The sequence below is a fragment of the uncultured Oxalicibacterium sp. genome (assembly GCF_913776015.1).
GTDB lineage: Bacteria > Pseudomonadota > Gammaproteobacteria > Burkholderiales > Burkholderiaceae_D > Oxalicibacterium.
On record NZ_CAJYMD010000065.1, the window covers coordinates 1 to 17,193 of the forward strand.

General features: G+C 55.9%; 17 protein-coding genes. 11 read left to right on the forward strand and 6 right to left on the reverse strand.

The annotated features are described in order from the left end of the window. Window positions 1-4: 4 nt before the first annotated feature. Window positions 5-1,732 carry a type IV-A pilus assembly ATPase PilB gene (gene pilB, locus QZ725_RS10885; RefSeq protein ID WP_293779419.1) on the reverse strand — a complete coding sequence of 576 codons (1,728 nt, stop codon included), beginning with the start codon at window positions 1,730-1,732 and terminating at the stop codon, window positions 5-7. 135 nt (window positions 1,733-1,867) lie between these two features. Continuing rightward, window positions 1,868-2,803, reverse strand: a complete 936-nt coding sequence (gene ispB / locus QZ725_RS10890; RefSeq protein WP_293779420.1) for an octaprenyl diphosphate synthase — start codon at window positions 2,801-2,803, stop codon at window positions 1,868-1,870. A 289-nt stretch (window positions 2,804-3,092) separates the two neighbouring features. Between ispB and rplU the strand changes: the two genes are divergently transcribed. The 4 genes from rplU (at window position 3,093) to proB (ending at window position 6,077) form a co-directional block, all read left to right on the forward strand. Continuing rightward, window positions 3,093-3,404: a 50S ribosomal protein L21 gene (gene rplU, locus QZ725_RS10895; RefSeq protein WP_293779421.1), complete on the forward strand. Its 312-nt coding sequence runs from the start codon at window positions 3,093-3,095 to the stop codon at window positions 3,402-3,404. 36 nt (window positions 3,405-3,440) lie between these two features. Next, window positions 3,441-3,698, forward strand: a complete 258-nt coding sequence (rpmA, locus tag QZ725_RS10900; RefSeq protein WP_293779422.1) for a 50S ribosomal protein L27 — start codon at window positions 3,441-3,443, stop codon at window positions 3,696-3,698. Window positions 3,699-3,789: 91 nt separating this feature from the next. Further along, window positions 3,790-4,899, forward strand: coding sequence for an Obg family GTPase CgtA (gene cgtA / locus QZ725_RS10905; protein WP_293779423.1), 1,110 nt, complete (start codon window positions 3,790-3,792; stop codon window positions 4,897-4,899). A gap of 59 nt (window positions 4,900-4,958) precedes the next feature. Beyond that, on the forward strand, window positions 4,959-6,077 hold the full coding sequence (gene proB / locus QZ725_RS10910; RefSeq protein WP_293779424.1) for a glutamate 5-kinase: 1,119 nt from the start codon (window positions 4,959-4,961) through the stop codon (window positions 6,075-6,077). Window positions 6,078-6,172: 95 nt separating this feature from the next. On the opposite strand, the gene QZ725_RS10915 is transcribed toward proB, so the two are convergent. Continuing rightward, window positions 6,173-6,736: a CNP1-like family protein gene (locus QZ725_RS10915; protein ID WP_293779425.1), complete on the reverse strand. Its 564-nt coding sequence runs from the start codon at window positions 6,734-6,736 to the stop codon at window positions 6,173-6,175. Next, entirely contained in the window at window positions 6,726-7,301 is a 576-nt protein-coding gene (locus QZ725_RS10920; RefSeq protein WP_293779426.1) for an RNA pyrophosphohydrolase, read from the reverse strand. Before QZ725_RS10920 ends, QZ725_RS10915 begins: the two co-directional genes overlap by 11 nt. 201 nt (window positions 7,302-7,502) lie before the next feature. Between QZ725_RS10920 and QZ725_RS10925 the strand changes: the two genes are divergently transcribed. Together QZ725_RS10925 and QZ725_RS10930 are read left to right on the forward strand one after the other, a co-directional pair. Further along, window positions 7,503-9,233 (forward strand): proline--tRNA ligase, encoded by a 1,731-nt coding sequence (locus QZ725_RS10925; RefSeq protein ID WP_293779427.1) that lies wholly within the window; start codon window positions 7,503-7,505, stop codon window positions 9,231-9,233. Window positions 9,234-9,265: 32 nt separating this feature from the next. Further along, window positions 9,266-9,874 (forward strand): lytic transglycosylase domain-containing protein, encoded by a 609-nt coding sequence (locus QZ725_RS10930; RefSeq protein ID WP_293779493.1) that lies wholly within the window; start codon window positions 9,266-9,268, stop codon window positions 9,872-9,874. Between the two features lie 91 nt (window positions 9,875-9,965). Here the strand turns inward: QZ725_RS10930 and QZ725_RS10935 are convergent, their stop codons facing one another. After that, window positions 9,966-10,409, reverse strand: a complete 444-nt coding sequence (locus QZ725_RS10935) for an SWIB/MDM2 domain-containing protein (RefSeq protein WP_293779428.1) — start codon at window positions 10,407-10,409, stop codon at window positions 9,966-9,968. 280 nt (window positions 10,410-10,689) lie between these two features. Then, window positions 10,690-12,060, reverse strand: a complete 1,371-nt coding sequence (gene ffh / locus QZ725_RS10940; protein ID WP_293779429.1) for a signal recognition particle protein — start codon at window positions 12,058-12,060, stop codon at window positions 10,690-10,692. Window positions 12,061-12,277: 217 nt separating this feature from the next. Between ffh and ccsA the strand changes: the two genes are divergently transcribed. From ccsA to ampD, 5 genes are read left to right on the forward strand one after another with little or no spacing between them, the layout of a single operon-like run. After that, window positions 12,278-13,087: a cytochrome c biogenesis protein CcsA gene (gene ccsA, locus QZ725_RS10945; RefSeq protein WP_293779430.1), complete on the forward strand. Its 810-nt coding sequence runs from the start codon at window positions 12,278-12,280 to the stop codon at window positions 13,085-13,087. Next, on the forward strand, window positions 13,084-13,344 hold the full coding sequence (locus tag QZ725_RS10950; protein WP_293779431.1) for a PP0621 family protein: 261 nt from the start codon (window positions 13,084-13,086) through the stop codon (window positions 13,342-13,344). The genes ccsA and QZ725_RS10950 overlap by 4 nt, the downstream gene beginning before the upstream one ends. 3 nt (window positions 13,345-13,347) lie before the next feature. Continuing rightward, a complete protein-coding gene (locus QZ725_RS10955) occupies window positions 13,348-15,060 on the forward strand; it encodes an ATP-binding protein (protein WP_293779432.1) in 1,713 nt (570 codons plus the stop codon). A gap of 2 nt (window positions 15,061-15,062) precedes the next feature. After that, window positions 15,063-16,514: a sigma-54 dependent transcriptional regulator gene (locus tag QZ725_RS10960; protein WP_293779433.1), complete on the forward strand. Its 1,452-nt coding sequence runs from the start codon at window positions 15,063-15,065 to the stop codon at window positions 16,512-16,514. Then, window positions 16,511-17,128 (forward strand): 1,6-anhydro-N-acetylmuramyl-L-alanine amidase AmpD, encoded by a 618-nt coding sequence (ampD, locus tag QZ725_RS10965; protein WP_293779434.1) that lies wholly within the window; start codon window positions 16,511-16,513, stop codon window positions 17,126-17,128. Before QZ725_RS10960 ends, ampD begins: the two co-directional genes overlap by 4 nt. The last annotated feature ends 65 nt before the right edge of the window (window positions 17,129-17,193 follow it).

Below are 17,193 nucleotides of genomic sequence, written 5' to 3' on the forward strand. Positions count from 1 at the left end.
GACTTTAGATATTGGTGCAGCCCAGCACTTCTTCGAGACTGGTCAGTCCCTGCTTGACCTTCACCAGACCCGATTGGCGCAAATTCTTGACGCCATCCTGTTGCGCCTGTTCTTCGATCTCCAGCGCGGTGCCATGATTCAGAATGATGCGTTCGATGTTTTCGGTAATCGGCATGATCTGGTAGATGCCGACACGACCTTTGTAACCGCTACCGTTGCAGCGCTCGCAACCGACAGGTTTATATGGTAGCCATGTACCATCGAGATCGCTTTCGTCGAAGCCGGCTTCGATCAGCGCTTCGTCAGGAATGCTGGTGGGTTGCTTGCATGAACACAAGCGTCTTGCCAGTCGCTGCGCCGTGATCAGGATGACGGATGAGGCAATATTGAACGGTGCCACACCCATGTTCATCAGACGCGTCAGCGTGGCGGGCGCATCGTTGGTGTGCAACGTGGAAAACACCATGTGACCCGTTTGCGCTGCCTTGATGGCAATGTCTGCCGTTTCCAGATCGCGAATCTCGCCGACCATGATGATGTCGGGATCCTGGCGCAGGAATGCCTTGAGTGCGACGGGGAAAGTCAGGCCGGCGCGATCGTTGACGTTGACCTGATTGACGCCCGGCAGGTTGATCTCGGCGGGATCTTCCGCGGTCGAGATGTTGATGCCAGGCTTGTTCAGGATATTCAGGCAGGTATATAGCGAAACCGTCTTGCCGGAGCCGGTTGGTCCGGTAACGAGCACCATGCCGTATGGCCGATTGATGGCTTCGAGCAGGGTGTTTTTCTGCTCTTCCTCGTAGCCGAGCGCTTCGATGCCCATTTGTGCCTGCGAGCCGTCGAGAATACGCATGACGATCTTTTCGCCAAACAATGTCGGCAGGGTACTGACGCGAAAGTCGATCGAGCGCGTTTTCGACATCACGAGTTTCATGCGGCCATCTTGCGGCACACGTTTTTCGGAAATGTCGAGCTTGGAAATGACCTTGATACGTGATGCCAGTTTTTCCTTGATCGCCAGTGGTGGCTGGGCGATGTCGCGCAACACGCCATCGACACGGAAGCGAATGCGATAGAACTTTTCGAATGGCTCGAAGTGGAGATCGGATGCGCCCTGACTGATTGCATCGATCAGAATTTTTTGCAGGAATTTGACGACCGGTGCATCGTCGATATCGACGGTCGAGGCATCAATCGGTGCAGCGGCTTCGTCTTCGATGAAGTCGATATTGTCGAGATCGTCGCCGATCAGTTCATTCAGATCCTGTTCGGCAGTTTGCGTCAGCTTTTCGATCAGCTTCAGCAGCAGGCTGTGATCGACAATGATCGGCTCGACGTTCAATTGCGTTTGAAACTTGATCTGGTCGAGCGCGGCGGAGTTGGTCGGGTCGGACAAGGCAATCGACACCTTGTTGCCACGTTTATTCAGTGCCACGACGCGCTGTGTCTGCATCAATTTGGCATCGACGATCTTGTCCGGTAGCAGCGCACTATTGAAAGCATTTAAATCCAGCAATGGATAGCCAAACACTTCCGAGCAAAACGCGGCCATCTCGCTGGAGTTGATTGTCGCGCTTTGCAACAAAACATCGATGAATGGCAGTTTCTCACTGACCGATTGGCGTGAAAGCGATTCGGCTTGCTGTTGTGATAACTTCCCCCCTTGCAGCAAGGCGCGGGCTAAGCCCGGCATGTTGGTGTTCATCGTGGAGTTGGGGAGTACAGCAGCCATAGTTATGCCAAGGCATTATCGAAGCACGAAGGGTGATTCGATAATGCCTCCCGGCATCTATTTTGTAAAGGAAAGAGCTTGAGGCTGTTACTTCGGCGTGGCGAGTGCGGCACAACTGTCGTGTGCCGTGCCAATTTAGTGGTTACGGTTGACTGCGAAATCGCTGAGTTTGAGGAGTGCCTGCTTAAATGCATTTTCGGGTAACTCGGCAATGGCGGCGGTGGCGGCTGCCGATGCGGCCTCTGCCTTGCGGCGCGTGTAGTCCAGTGCGCCCGAGCTGGTTACGGCTTGTAGTACCGCATCGAAATGCTTTTCATCGCCGTTTTCGATGCATGAGCGAACCAGCTCACGCTGTTCGGCCGTACCGTGTTCCATCAGGTAGATCAGTGGCAAGGTTGCCTTGCCTTCGCGCAAATCGTCGCCGACGTTCTTGCCGATATCGGCTTCCTGCCCGGAGTAATCGAGCACGTCATCGATGAGCTGGAAAGCGGTGCCCAGCGAGCGTCCATACTCGGCGGCAGCTTCGATCTGATCGTCATTGGCGCCGGCAATCAGGGCACCGAGTTCGGCGGCGGCTTCGAAGAGTTTTGCCGTTTTGGAGCGAATGACTTGCGTATAACGTTCTTCGGAGACGTCCGGATCGTGCATGTTCAGCAACTGCAGCACTTCACCTTCCGCAATCACATTGGTGGCATCTGCGAGGATTTCCATGACGCGGATGTTGCCGACCGAAACCATCATCTGGAAGGCGCGCGAATACAGAAAATCACCAACGAGTACCGAAGCTGCATTGCCAAACAAGGCATTGGCAGTCTGGCGGCCGCGCCGCAATGCCGATTCGTCAACGACGTCATCATGCAGCAGTGTGGCCGTGTGAATGAATTCCACGACGGCAGCCAATTGGTGATGGGCGGTGCCTTGATAACCGTAAGCATTTGCCACCAGCAGCACCAGAACCGGGCGAATGCGTTTGCCTCCGGCACTGATTATGTAATCGGCAATCTGGTTGACTAGCGCGACTTCGGAATGCAGTTTTTGCCTGATTACGGCATCAACTGCCTGCAAATCCATGGAAATGGGCTGAATAAGCTGGGTTTGGGCGGATGGAGCGGTAGCGGAAACCAAGGTGAGCCTGCGCAAGAGGGGAGGTGGAAGTTGCTGAATTATACGATGCCCACTCGAATTGAGGCGGCTTGCCAAATCGGTGCACTGGCATTGGGCGTCGGAAGGCCGCCACACTTGTGGTGAATCACTTTGACCGGGTGTGTAAGTCCATGTATAATTTTGGGTTTTCCCGTTTCTGCGTATATTTTGCGGGCGGCGAAAAAATTAATTCCTAAATCATTTGATGAGGTTTCACATGTACGCGGTCATAAAAACCGGTGGCAAGCAATATAAAGTTGTCGCTGGCGAAAAACTTAAAGTAGAACAGATACCGGCTGACATTGGATCCGAAATCACCATCGATCAGGTGCTCGCAGTGGGCGCTGGAGAAGCCATCAAGTTTGGCGCTCCCCTGGTCGCAGGTGCGACGGTCCTTGCCACGGTTGTTTCCCACGGTCGTCACGACAAAGTCAAGATTTTCAAGATGCGTCGTCGTAAGCACTACCAGAAGCGCCAAGGTCATCGCCAAAACTACACCGAATTGCAAATCGTCTCGATCAACGGTTAATTCCGGATCAGTCAACCAGATACCAAGGAGTCAGAAATGGCACATAAAAAAGGCGGCGGCACTACGCGTAACGGTCGCGATTCGGAATCGAAACGTCTGGGCGTTAAGGTTTATGGCGGTCAATCGATCAATGCTGGCGGCATCATCGTTCGTCAACGCGGCACCAAAATGCACGCAGGCGAGAACGTTGGCATCGGCAAGGATCACACCCTGTTTGCACTGACCGATGGCAAAGTTGCCTTCGTGACCAAAGGTGCACTGAAGCGTCACTATGTGACGGTTGTTGCAGCCTAATCGAGGCGCACTTCAGCAAGGCAAGGCGAAAGCCTTCAATCAAAAGGCTCTGCCGCTGGTGGAGCCTTTTTAGTTTTTACGGACGGTTTGCATGAAATTTATCGACGAAGCAAAAATCGAAGTCATTGCCGGCGATGGTGGCAACGGCGTCGCCTCTTTTTGTCGCGAAAAATTCAGACCGTTCGGCGGTCCAGATGGTGGTGATGGCGGCAAGGGCGGCAGTATCTGGGCAGTTGCTGATCGCAATATCAATACCCTGGTCGATTTCCGTTATTCGAAGATCCATAAGGCGAAGAATGGCGAAAATGGTCGCGGTTCCGATTGCTATGGCAAGGGCGCGGATGACATCTTCCTGCGCATGCCGGTCGGCACGCTGGTGATCGATCAGAACGATGGCGAACTGGTTGCCGATCTGACCGAGCATGGTCAGCAGATTTTGCTGGCGGAAGGCGGTGAAGGCGGCTGGGGCAATATTCATTTCAAGTCGTCGACCAATCGCGCGCCGCGCCAGAAAACCGAAGGCAAGGAAGGTCAGCGTCGCGAGTTGCGTCTGGAATTGAAGGTGTTGGCCGATATCGGCTTGCTCGGCATGCCGAATGCGGGTAAATCCACCTTCATCACCGCGGTTTCCAACGCACGTCCCAAGATTGCCGACTATCCGTTCACTACGCTGCATCCCAATCTGGGTGTGGTTCGCGTTAGTCACGAAAAGAGTTTCGTGATTGCCGATATTCCAGGCCTGATCGAAGGTGCGTCCGATGGTGCCGGTCTTGGTCATCAATTTCTGCGTCACTTGCAGCGCACACGCTTGCTGTTGCACATCGTTGACCTGGCACCGTTCGACAATGTCGATCCCGTCAAGGAAGCGAAGGCGATCGTCAAGGAGCTCAAGAAGTACGATGAATCGCTGTTCGACAAGCCGCGCTGGCTGGTGCTGAACAAGCTGGACATGGTGCCGGAAGACGAACGTGCCAAACGCGTCAAGGATTTCATCAAGCGCTTTGGCTGGAAAGGCCCGGTGTTCGAGATTTCGGCGCTGACGCGCGATGGCTGCAACGATCTGATCCTGGAAATCTACGATTACCTGTCGCAGCAACGTCAAAGCGAGCAGCGTTCGGAAGATACGGCGCAGATTGCGGAAGACGTACGTGCGATCGATTCGATCGATCCCGACGATCCGCGCTTCAAGGTGATCGACTAGGCAGTTCCCGGTCTTTGACCGTTCGGCATTTTCTCCCAATAAAAACGCACCGGACATCCATGCAATCCGTGATTCAGGACGCCAAGCGCGTCATCATCAAGGTCGGTTCCTCGCTGGTTACCAACGACGGCAAGGGGCTCGATGCGCAGGCCATTGAAAAATGGACTGAACAAATCGTGCAATTGCGTGCTTTGGGCAAGGAAGTCGTGCTGGTCAGTTCGGGGGCGATTGCAGAAGGTATGCAACGTCTTGGATTCGACAAGCGTCCGACGGGCGTACATGAATTGCAGGCGTGCGCCGCAGTTGGGCAAATGGGCCTTGCACAAATTTACGAAAGCAGTTTCCGTCGTTATGACGTGCGTACCGCGCAGGTGTTATTGACGCACGCCGATCTGGCGGATCGCGAGCGTTATCTGAATGCCCGTTCCACCCTGTTTACCTTGCTGCGATTTGGCGTGGTGCCGATCATCAATGAAAACGATACGGTGGTGACGGATGAGATCAAGTTCGGTGATAACGATACGCTCGGCGCACTCGTCGCCAATCTGATCGAGGCTGATGCGCTGATCATCCTGACGGATCAACGTGGTCTTTACACGGCGGATCCGCGCAAGAATCCGGATGCCCAATTCGTGCATGAAGCCAAGGCTGGCGATCTCTCGCTGGAAGCGATGGCCGGTGGCGCCGGTAGTAGCCTCGGTCGCGGCGGCATGTTGACCAAGATTCTTGCCGCTAAGCGCGCCGCTTTTTCCGGTGCGCATACGGTGATCGCCTGGGGACGGGAAGACAACGTTCTGACACGGCTGGCACAAGGCGAAGCCATCGGCACGCAACTGACAGCGCAGACTGCGCAACTGACGGCACGCAAGCAGTGGATGGCCGATCATTTGCAGACGGCTGGCAAGGTCGTTCTTGACGCGGGGGCCGTCGCAAAACTGACGCAGGAAGGCAAATCGCTGTTGCCGATCGGCGTGACCGATGTTGCCGGCAATTTCGGGCGTGGCGATGTGATTACTTGTGTCGATGCCACTGGGCGGGCGGTTGCGCGTGGCATTACCAATTACGCGAGTTCGGAAGCACGACGCATCGTGCGCAAACCGTCATCGGAAATTGCTGCCATTCTTGGTTTTGTCGAAGAACCGGAACTGATTCATCGCGATAATCTAGTTTTGCTCTGAATAGCAATCGGATGCCGAAAATAAAAAAGCCTGCTTCATGCAGGCTTTTGCATTTGTCCGCCTGATTGTGAGCGCGGCTACGGTGGACAAGCGCATCATTCGCGCATCAGGTTATCGATCAGCGTTTGTTTGCTGCGCAGTCGCTTGAGCATGTCCTGTTCATTCCCCATGATCATCAGATTGCTGCAAAAGTAATCTTGGGCAAGTGCGGCATGCTGGCGATTGGTTTTGCCGCGGACAATGCCTTCCCATTTGTCGCGACGCGAACGTCCCCAGGAGCCATCTTCACGACCGAAGGCATAAAGCTTGTGCTCGAAAGTCGCACAACGAATGCCCTCGTAGCTGATGTTTTTTGCGCCAGCCTGGCTGGTCGATACCAGAGTGTAACGAATCACGCCATCGGAGCCGATTGCCAGTGACTTGGCGTCGATTGCGAATTTCTGTGTGGTGGTTGGGCCGACATAGAAGTCGATCAGATTTTCGGCCTTAGGCGCTGGCGGCATCTGTACGGCAATTTCTTCCCATGGCTTGTTCTCGTCATCGAAATCTTCTTCGAATTGCGATTGTGCCCAGGCGGTTTGCATGACCAGCAGCGCGCCCACGGAGAGCAGAGCGGTGCGATACAGGTTACGGACAGTGAAAAGTGGATTACTGCTCATGTTCGGATTTTTTCTCGCGTTGTGCGTGGGGGGACGTTGGTTTGCGCGGTGGGTGACTTTGTCGCAAATAGCGCGATGCATTCCCTTGCTGTGGTTTGTTGAGAAAGCGTGACAGTTCCTGCAAGGCACGCTGGTAGACGTCGCGCTTGAATTCGATGACCACATCCAGCGGCACCCAATACTCATGCCAGCGCCAGGCGTCGAATTCAGGATGTTCACTCAACCGCAGGTTGACGTCGCAATCGCGCCCGACCATGCGCAGCAGAAACCAGATCTGCTTCTGACCGCGATAATGACCACGGATTTCGCGCTTGATGAAATGGTCGGGGACTTCGTAGCGCAGCCAGTCGCGTGTGCGACCAATGATTTTCACATGCTCTGCGCGCAACCCGACTTCTTCTTCGAGTTCACGATACATCGCCTGCTCAGGCGTTTCGCCGAACTTGATGCCGCCCTGCGGGAATTGCCACGAATGCTCGCGCACGCGTTTGCCCCACCACACTTCATTCTGCGCATTGAGCAGAATGATGCCGACGTTAGGGCGGAAGCCTTCACGATCCAGCATGTTGCACCTGTACTTTCTGCGGCTGATCGGTCCCCGATGCAGAAGCGATGCGGCAACTATCCGGCCACGGCGTGTTGCTGCAATAGGCACGCGCCGGGGGAGAGGGTTATCAATTGCATGAAGAGGGGACGCATCAGCCAGCTAATCCTTTAAAATTGGAACGATTATAACCCCGCTCTCTTTTTAACAAGACACATCCTCATGCGCGCCTCCCGTTTTTTCATTTCCACTCTCAAAGAAGCTCCTGCCGATGCTGAAATCGTCAGCCATAAACTGATGATGCGTGCCGGCATGATCAAGCGTCTCGGCTCCGGCATTTACACCTACATGCCGATGGGCTTGCGTGTTATTCGCAAGGTGGAAGCCATCATCAAGGAAGAGATGGACAAGGCGGGTGCAATCGAACTGCTGATGCCGTTGGTCCAGCCTGCCGAACTCTGGCAAGAAACCGGTCGCTGGGACAAGATGGGGCCGGAATTGATGCGGGTGAAGGATCGTCATGGTCGCGATTTTGCAATCCAGCCGACGTCCGAAGAAGTGATTACCGACGTGGTTCGCACCGAAATCCGTTCATATCGTCAGTTGCCGGTCAATTTCTATCATGTGCAAACCAAGTTCCGCGACGAACGTCGTCCGCGTTTCGGTTTGATGCGCGGTCGTGAATTCACCATGAAGGATGCGTATTCCTTCGACCGTGATATCGACGGCCTCAAGCGCTCGTACGAGATCATGTTCGATACGTACACCAAGATTTTCACGCGCTTTGGCTTGCAGTTCCGTGCGGTGGCAGCCGATAACGGTGCCATCGGTGGTTCGGGTTCGCACGAATTCCACGTGATTGCCGATACTGGCGAAGATGCGCTGGTGTACTGCGCCGATTCGGATTACGCCGCCAATATGGAGGCAGCCGAAGCGCTGGCACCAACGACTGCACGCGGTGCAGCGACGCAGGCGCTGTCCAAGATGTCAACGCCGGGCAAGCAGCGTTGCGAAGATGTGGCAACTTGCCTCGGCCTGTCGTTGACGCAAACCGTCAAATCCATTGTGCTCGTGACCGATCCGAAAGAAGGCGAAGCAGAGAAACAAGTGTGGCTGCTGCTGCTGCGCGGCGATCACGAGTTGAATGAGGTCAAGGCATCCAAGGTGCCGGGCTTGACGGAATTCCGTTTTGCGGGTGAATCGGAAATCCTCGAATGGTTCGGTTCGCCACCGGGTTATCTCGGTCCGTTGAATACCAAGAAACCGGTACGCATCGTGGCCGACCGCACGGTAGCTGTCATGAACGATTTCGTCTGTGGTGCCAACGAAGCGGATTTCCACTACACGGGCGTCAACTGGGAGCGCGACTTGCCTGAGGCAACGGTCGCCGATCTGCGCAATGTGGTGGAAGGCGATGCATCGCCGGATGGCAAGGGCACGCTGTCGATCCAGCGCGGCATCGAAGTGGGACACGTGTTCCAGCTCGGTACGCGTTATTCGCAGGACATGAAAGCAACTTTCCTCGATGAAAACGGCAAGCCGCAACCGATCCAGATGGGCTGTTACGGTATTGGCGTGACGCGTATTCTTGGTGCTGCCATCGAACAGAATTTCGATGACAAGGGCATTATCTGGCCGGCATCGCTGGCACCGTTTGAAGTCGTTCTGTGCCCGATGGGATATGACCGCAGCGAAGCCGTCAAGGCGGAAACTGAGCGCTTGTATGCTGCCTTGACCGAAGCCGGTGTCGATGTGATTCTCGATGATCGTGGCGAACGTCCGGGAGCCATGTTTGCCGATTGGGAACTGATCGGCGTTCCGCATCGCATCGTGATCGGGGATCGTGGTCTCAAGGAAGGCAAGCTCGAATATCAGGGACGTCGCGATACCGAGGCGACAGGTGTAGCGCCTGCAGATGCCGTGGCCTTCGTGCAGGCACGTCTGGCTGGCTGATCGGTTACGTGCGGTCGCACCTCGGCAGGACGGTGTTGCGAACAGGGCGGTGCTTTTTCTGCGCCAGCCTCTTGCTCCTGCTTTGGCTGCCGGCACATGCCGGGAATCAGAAGGAGGAGGCACTGGCCGATGGTGTACGCATGGCGCTGTCGCGTGCGATTTCCGATTCACGTCCGCCGAAGCCGGATTTCATCGATATCGATGAGCGCCTGTCTTATTTACGGTGGCTCGGCGACATGTCGGATCGGCTGGTGCGACGTATCCCGGATCGACAAAGCCGTCTCGAATTTCTGCAAACGCTTTGGTATGAAGCGCGGCGTGCGGGGCTGGATCCGGCATTGGTGCTGGGCTTGATCCAGGTCGAATCCGCGTTTCGCAAATATGCGATCTCCCATGTCGGCGCGCATGGCTACATGCAGGTCATGCCGTTCTGGACACGCGTGATCGGTGATGGCGATCGCAGCAAGCTGTTCCAGATGCAAACCAATCTGCGTTACGGCTGTTCCATCCTGCGCATGTATCTGGATATGGAAAAGGGCGATTACTATCTGGCGCTGGGGCGGTATAACGGTAGCCGTGGACGTCCTGAATATCCGAATGCAGTACGTGCTGCATGGCGTAGCTGGGAGCATCGGCCTTGATGGCCGTACAGATTTTAGCTATCGCAAAAGATCATCGTAAAAACAAAAACGCCCGCGCGATGCGGGCGTTTTTGTTTGGTGCTGACAAGGATTACGACAGGTGTGCCGAAATGAGCTTGGTCATTTCGAACATGGAAACCTGCTTCTTGCCACCAAACACGGCTTTGAGCTTGTCGTCCGCGTCGATCTGGCGCTTGTTTTCCTGGTTTTGCAGCTTGTGCTTCTTGATGTAGTCCCAGACCTTTTTGGTGATCTCGGTACGCGGTGCTGGTGCTGCGCCAATGACGGCAGCCAATACGGCGGATGGGGTCACTGGTTTCATGAAGGCGGCGTTTGGCTTACGGGCAACTGCTGGCTTTTTCGCTGCGACTTTTTTAGCGGCTGGTTTCTTTGCTGCGACCTTTTTGGCTGGCGCGGCTTTTTTTGCCGGTGCAGCTTTCTTGGCTGGTGCTGCTTTCTTCGCTGCTACCGGTTTCTTTGCAGCTGGTTTCTTGGCGGCCGTTTTAGTGGCCGCTGGTTTTTTGGCTGTTGCCATCTTAAAGCCTCCTTCACAGAGTGTTGGGTAATTGCGTCAATACACGCAACGCTAATAGTGGTGCGGTTTTTCCCACTGTGCAAGTGTTTTTATGCGTGTCCCCGGCGTTTTGTCGGCTGCCAGCCACGCCGTTTCTCGAAGAAGAAAATGCGGAAGTTCACCAGAGAGAAAACGGCATCGAAAATGTGCGTTCGGCGCTGCACGCATTTTGATTCGATGGCGCACTGCACCATGAAAAAAGCCCGGACGAAGCCGGGCTTTTTTTGATCGAGGAATCGGACTAACGCATGCCCGGTGGCAGCATGCCTTTCATGCCGCGCATCAGCTTGGCCATGTTGCCGCCCTTGAGTTTCTTCATCATGGTTTGCATCTGCTCGAACTGGTTGAGCATGCGGTTTACCTCTTGCACTTGCACGCCAGCGCCTGCTGCAATGCGGCGTTTGCGCGATGCTTTGATCAGGTCGGGTTTGGCGCGTTCGGCCGGCGTCATCGAATTGATGATGCCTTCCATGCGTGCGACCTGCTTGTCGGCCATGCCCATGTTGGCACCGCTGGCAGCCATCTGCATTTGTGCCGGCAGTTTGTCCATCAGGTTGGCCATGCCGCCCATCTTCTTCATCTGTGCCAGTTGCTGCTGGAAGTCGGTCAGATCGAACTTGCCGCCGCCCTTGATCTTTTGCGCCAGGCCTTGTGCCGCTTCGATGTCCACGCCTTTACGCGCTTCTTCGACCAGTGCAAGGATGTCGCCCATGCCGAGAATACGATCGGCCATGCGCGCCGGATCGAAGGCTTCAAGACCATCCATCTTTTCGGCGACGCCGGCAAACTTGATCGGCTTGCCCGTGATATGGCGCACCGACAGTGCGGCACCGCCACGCGAATCGCCGTCTAGTTTGGTCAGCACGATACCGGTCAGTGGCAATGCATCGCTGAATGCCTTGGCGGTGTTGATGGCATCCTGACCCAGCATGGCATCGACCACGAACAGCGTTTCGATCGGGTTGACGGCATCGTGCAGAGCGCGAATTTCCTGCATCATCGCTTCGTCGATACCCAGGCGACCGGCAGTATCGATGATCAGTACATCGTGATAGTGACGCTTGGCGTGATCGACAGCGGCGCGTGCAATATCGACAGGCTTGTCGGTCGGCTGCGATGGAAAGAAGTCGGCGCCGACCTGTTCCGTCACGGTCTGCAACTGGCCGATTGCCGCTGGACGGTAGACGTCGGCAGAAACCGTCAGGACTTTCTTTTTCTTTTGTTCGCGCAGGTATTTGGCCAGTTTGCCGACGGTGGTGGTCTTACCGGCACCCTGCAAGCCGGCCATCAGGATGATCGCAGGCGGCTGCGTGGCGAAATTGAGTTGCGACGCTTCGCGTCCCAGATCGGCACCCATGATGGCGGCGAGTTCGCGCTGTACCACGCCAACCAGCGCCTGGCCTGGCGTCAGGGAACCGATGACGTCTTCGCCCATCGCCTTTTCCTTGACGCGATTGATGAATTCGCGCACGGCCGGCAGGGCAACGTCGGCCTCCAGCAAGGCAAGGCGTACTTCGCGCAGCATTTCTGCCGTATTGGCTTCGGTCAGGCGCGCTTCGCCGCGCATGGTCTTGACGACCTTGGCAAGGCGTTGAGTCAGGTTATCGAGCATGGTGATCAGTTCTAGTCAGGCGGCAATCGCACGATGCGATTTTTCAATCCGCCATTCTACCCGATGCCTTCGTGCGCTCGTGCGATTGAGGCGCCAGGGCCGGGCTGCGTGGACGCGTTTTCCAGACGGCCAGGCTTGTGATGGTGTTTGCCTCTACAGGCAGTTTTTCCATGTGCAGGACGCAAGCCAATGCAGGACATGGTGTAAACTCGCCTGAATGTATACCTCTCTCTTCGTGCTTGCTGCGCTGTGCTACGCGGTCTGTGCTTTCCTGCCTTCGCAGCGACGCCAGATCATTGGCGTGGGCGTGTTGATCGGCTGGCTGTTGCACGGAGCGGCATTGTGGATGGACGTCATCGCACCGAGTTCATTGCGACTTGGCTTTGCGCTCATGCTGTCTGCCACCTTGTGGATTTCGGTCGCGGCCTACTGGCTCGAAAATCGCAATCTGACCCTTGATGGTCTACGCATTCTGGTGTTGCCGTGCGCCGCGGTTGGCGTGCTGTTACCACTCGTTTTTCCCGGCAGTCTGGTGCCTCTCGAAGAGCATTCAGTTTTGTTTCCCTGGCATATTGCGATTGCAACGCTGGCGTACAGCACCTTTACGATCGCCGCTTTCCATGCCGTGTTGATGGCAATTCAGGAAACGCGTCTGCATACGCGCTCGCCTGAAAAGAAGGTCGGACTGTTTGCGCTGGCGATCGAACGCCTGCCTGCTTTGCTGACCATGGAAAAGTTGCTGTTCCGTCTGATCGGTTTCGGTTTCGTCTTGTTGACGCTGACGGTGTTATCGGGCGTGGTTTTTTCCGAAGAGGTTTTCGGCAAGGCATTCAAATGGGATCACAAGACCACGTTCACCATGCTGTCCTGGCTCGTGTTTGGCATCCTTCTTGTCGGCCGTCATTTGCGCGGCTGGCGCGGCAAGACCGCGCTGACATTTACCCTCGGCGGCTTCGGCATGCTGCTGCTGGCGTATGTCGGTAGCCGTTTTGTGCTGGAAGTTGTTCTGCACCGGAGCATTGTATGAAGCTGCTGGCCTGGGCACTTCTGATCTTTGCCGTGATTTGGGTTTTGCGCAGCAAGGCCAAGGCCAGGCAAAAAGCTGCTCGCGATTTCGAGGCTGCCCGGCCCGATGCGCCAATGCACACGGAAGCTGATGCGGAAGTCATGGTGATTTGCCGAGAATGTGGTGTGCATTTTCCGGTTTCCGAGGCGGTACGTGACGCATCCGGGCGACACAGTTTTTGCAGTATCGAACATCGCCAGCAATATCTCGGTCATTAATCCATGACTTCGGCCACGGCCATCTCTCATGACGTGCGCAATACGTTCTGGCGCACGCTGCAAACCTTTGCCTTTACGCGCACGCTGATCGTTGCCGCCTTGCTGGGGTATTTCGGTTGGGTGGGCGCGCGCGCTGCACGCAGTGGTGAATATTTCTGGATTATCTGTGTCGGCTACATGCTGCTGGCACTGGCTTTCGTCCTGTTTGCCTCTTATTGTCGCCGCCGCTTCTTGCTGCAGGTAACGGTGCAGATACTGGTGGATCTGGCCGTCATTTCGCTGCTTTATCTCTCGGTTGGCGGACTCAAAAGCGGGCTTGCCATCCTTTATCTGTTTCCTCTGGCTGGCGGTGCGATTCTGGCACCGCTGGTGCTGGCATTGTTCTTCGTCTCGATTGCGACGTTCGTCATGCTGGCCGAAAACGGCTATCAATTACTGAACGCAAACGGTGATATTTCCTCGACGCAGGTCGGTTTGTACTGCGCGGCATTTTTCATCGTGATCATTGCCGTGAATCGATTGGCGGATCGTCTCGTCAAGCAGGAAACCCTGGCACAAGGCCGCGGCAAGGCGTTGCAGGTGCAGGAGGCGATCAACCGTCTGGTCATCGAAGACATGGACGATGGCGTGTTGGTGGTCGATCGTCACGGTCGTATCCTGACCGGCAATCCGGCAGCGGAACGTTTGCTGGGCTTGAGCTTTGGCGCACATGCCGAATTTGGGCAACTGGATCGCTTGCCCGGGTTGTCCCCGATTGCGCAGGCTTATCTTGAGTGGCGTGACAAGGCCAGGCGACGGGCCATCGTCGAGATGGAAACACCGGTCTTTGTGCGGATATTGCCGGCAGACGATACGACCCTGCAAGGTGGCGCCACCATTATCGGTGCCAGACATGAACCGTCTACCCATTTGAAGTTGCGTTTCGTGCGCGTCGATACGGGTGGGGCGCAGGAAGGTCGTGTGGTGATTTTTCTCGAAGACGTGACAGAGATTGAAAATCGCGCACAGCAACTGAAACTGGCCGCGATGGGGCGCCTGACGGCCAGCATTGCACATGAGGTACGCAATCCTCTGGCAGCGATCGGGCACGCCGCCGCCTTGCTCAATGAAGATGAGAACGATGCGGGCCGTCGTCGCTTGCTCAAGATCATTGACGACAATGTGGCGCGGCTCAATCGCATGATCGAAGACATTCTCAAGCTGTCGCGCAAGGCCAATCGCGATCAGAAACCGCTCGATCTGCGTGCATTGATTGGCGAATTACTGGAAGAATTGCGTGATCTGCAAGGTATCAAACCTGAAGTGATTTCCCTTAATGGTCCGCAGGATGTTCTGGTACGTTTCGATCCATTGCACTTGCGTGAAATCATCCTCAACCTGCTGACAAATGCGTTACGCTACGCCAGCGGTGGCGCTGGTAGCATTCGCTTGCAGATCATGGTCAGCGGTGCGGCACGTGTCGAGTTGCACGTGCAAGACGATGGTCCGCAAATGACGTCTGCCGTGCGCGCACACTTGTTCGAACCTTTTTACACGACGTCCAGCAAGGGAACCGGTCTTGGTCTGTATCTTGCGAGGGAGTTGTGCCTCAATAATGGTGCCATGCTGAATTACGAGTTCCGCAGCGAAGGCGAGCACGGCGCGCCGTCGGGGCGTTTCGTGATCACTTTCGCCACGAATGATGGTGCCGATCAACCGAGTATCTTGCCCAATTAAGTATGAGCACGCCCCGAATACTGATCGTCGATGATGAAGCCGACCTGCGTGAGCTGCTGGAGATCACGCTGATTCGCATGGGGCTGGATGTCGATAGCGCGGAATCGCTGGCGGTTGCGCGCGTCCTGTTGCAGCAAAAGGCGTACGCGCTGGTCTTGACCGACATGCGGCTTCCGGATGGGCAAGGCATTGAACTGGTGCAGGAAATTGCTACGCATTATCGGCATACTCCGGTCGCGGTGATTACCGCATTTGGCAGTGCTGACAATGCGGTTGTAGCCCTGAAGGCTGGGGCCTTCGACTATCTTTCCAAGCCGGTAGGGCTGGAACAATTGCGCGCGATGGTGCGTACCGCCTTGCGTATCAGCGAAAAGCCCCTAGCGGTCGCAGCACAGCCGACAACCCAGACGCCTTTGCGACTGATGGGGCAGTCGCAAGCGATGCAAGCCTTGCGCGCGCAGATCGCCAAGCTCGCACGCAGCATGGCGCCGGTTGCCATCAGTGGCGAATCGGGCAGCGGCAAGGAACTGGCCGCACGCGATATCCATGCGCAAAGCGCACGTTCCGATAAACCGTTCATTGCCGTCAATTGTGGCGCCATTCCGGAAGCGTTGATGGAGGCGGAGTTCTTCGGTTATCGCAAGGGCGCATTCACCGGCGCAATGGAAGATCGCGACGGTTTCTTCCAGGCTGCCAATGGCGGAACCTTGTTGCTCGATGAAGTGGCCGACTTGCCGCTTGCGATGCAGGTCAAGCTGTTGCGCGCCATTCAGGAGCGCCGGGTGCGCAAGGTGGGCGCGACGACCGAAGAGCCGGTCGATGTACGCATCATCAGCGCCACGCACCAGAATCTGCATGCCTGCGTGCAGCAGGGCCGTTTCCGGCAGGATTTGTACTACCGTTTAAATGTGATCGAACTAACCTTGCCGCCTTTGCGTGAACGACTGGCGGATGTGGCCTTGCTGGCAGACGTGATCCTGCAGCGTCTGGCGGGCGGCATGCCGGTTTCGTTATCGGCGGACGCATTGGCTGCCCTGCATGGCTATCACTTTCCCGGCAACGTCCGTGAGCTGGAAAATATTCTGGAACGCGCATTGGCATTTGCCGGTGAAGGGCGCATCGAGCTTGGCGATTTGCTGCTCAAGGATGTTGCAGCAGACAGGAGGCCTTCATTGTCGGCTATGCCTGCCAGTTTTTTCGAACCGCCTGCAGCGCGGGGGGAAGAAGTGCCGGCACCGACAGTATTTGCGGCAGTACCACATCCTGTCGCCGACTCTGAAGAGGCCTTGCCGGCTTCCTTGCCCGATCATCTGGACGCGGTCGAGCGCGAGGTGATCTGTCGTGCGCTGGCAAAGACGCGCTTCAACCGGACGCAGGCGGCAGAATTGCTGGGCATCAGCTTTCGCCAGTTGCGCTATCGCATGCAGCGACTGGATATCCAGGAACCCGAATGAACTTCCCCGCCATCGCCATTGATACGACCGGCTGGGCGGATAACGTGCTGCGCATGCCGTCGCCCAATTTCGATCAGCGCGCAGAAGGCATGCCGATCGGCTTGCTGGTGGTACACAACATCAGCTTGCCGCCGGGAGAGTTTGGCGGGCCATATATTGCCGATCTGTTTTTGAACCGGCTGGATTACGATGCGCATTCTTATTTTGATCAGTTGCGTGCCTTGCGCGTCTCGGCGCATTTCCTGATCCGGCGCGATGGCCAGATCATCCAGTTCGTTTCGGCATTTGATCGAGCCTGGCACGCAGGGGCATCCGTTTTTTGCGGGCGCGAGCGTTGCAATGACTTTTCCATCGGCATTGAACTCGAAGGCACCGATTTCGAACCGTTCGAGGACGCACAATATGCGGCCCTGACGGCGCTGACGATTGCCTTGCAGGAAGTGTGTCCCTTGCAGGATGTGACGGGACATGAGCAGATCGCGCCGGGCAGAAAAACCGATCCTGGGCCGTTTTTTGATTGGCAAAACTATCGAAAATTGTATCGTCTTGCTTTTGATGGAAAGGCGGGAAAAGCCGGGAAGATGCGCGACGATCTCCGGTTTTACGGCGATTGAAAAATTTACATTTTAAGTACAGCTACAACGCACCAAATTAATCTCGAAAAATCCGCGTAAAGGCA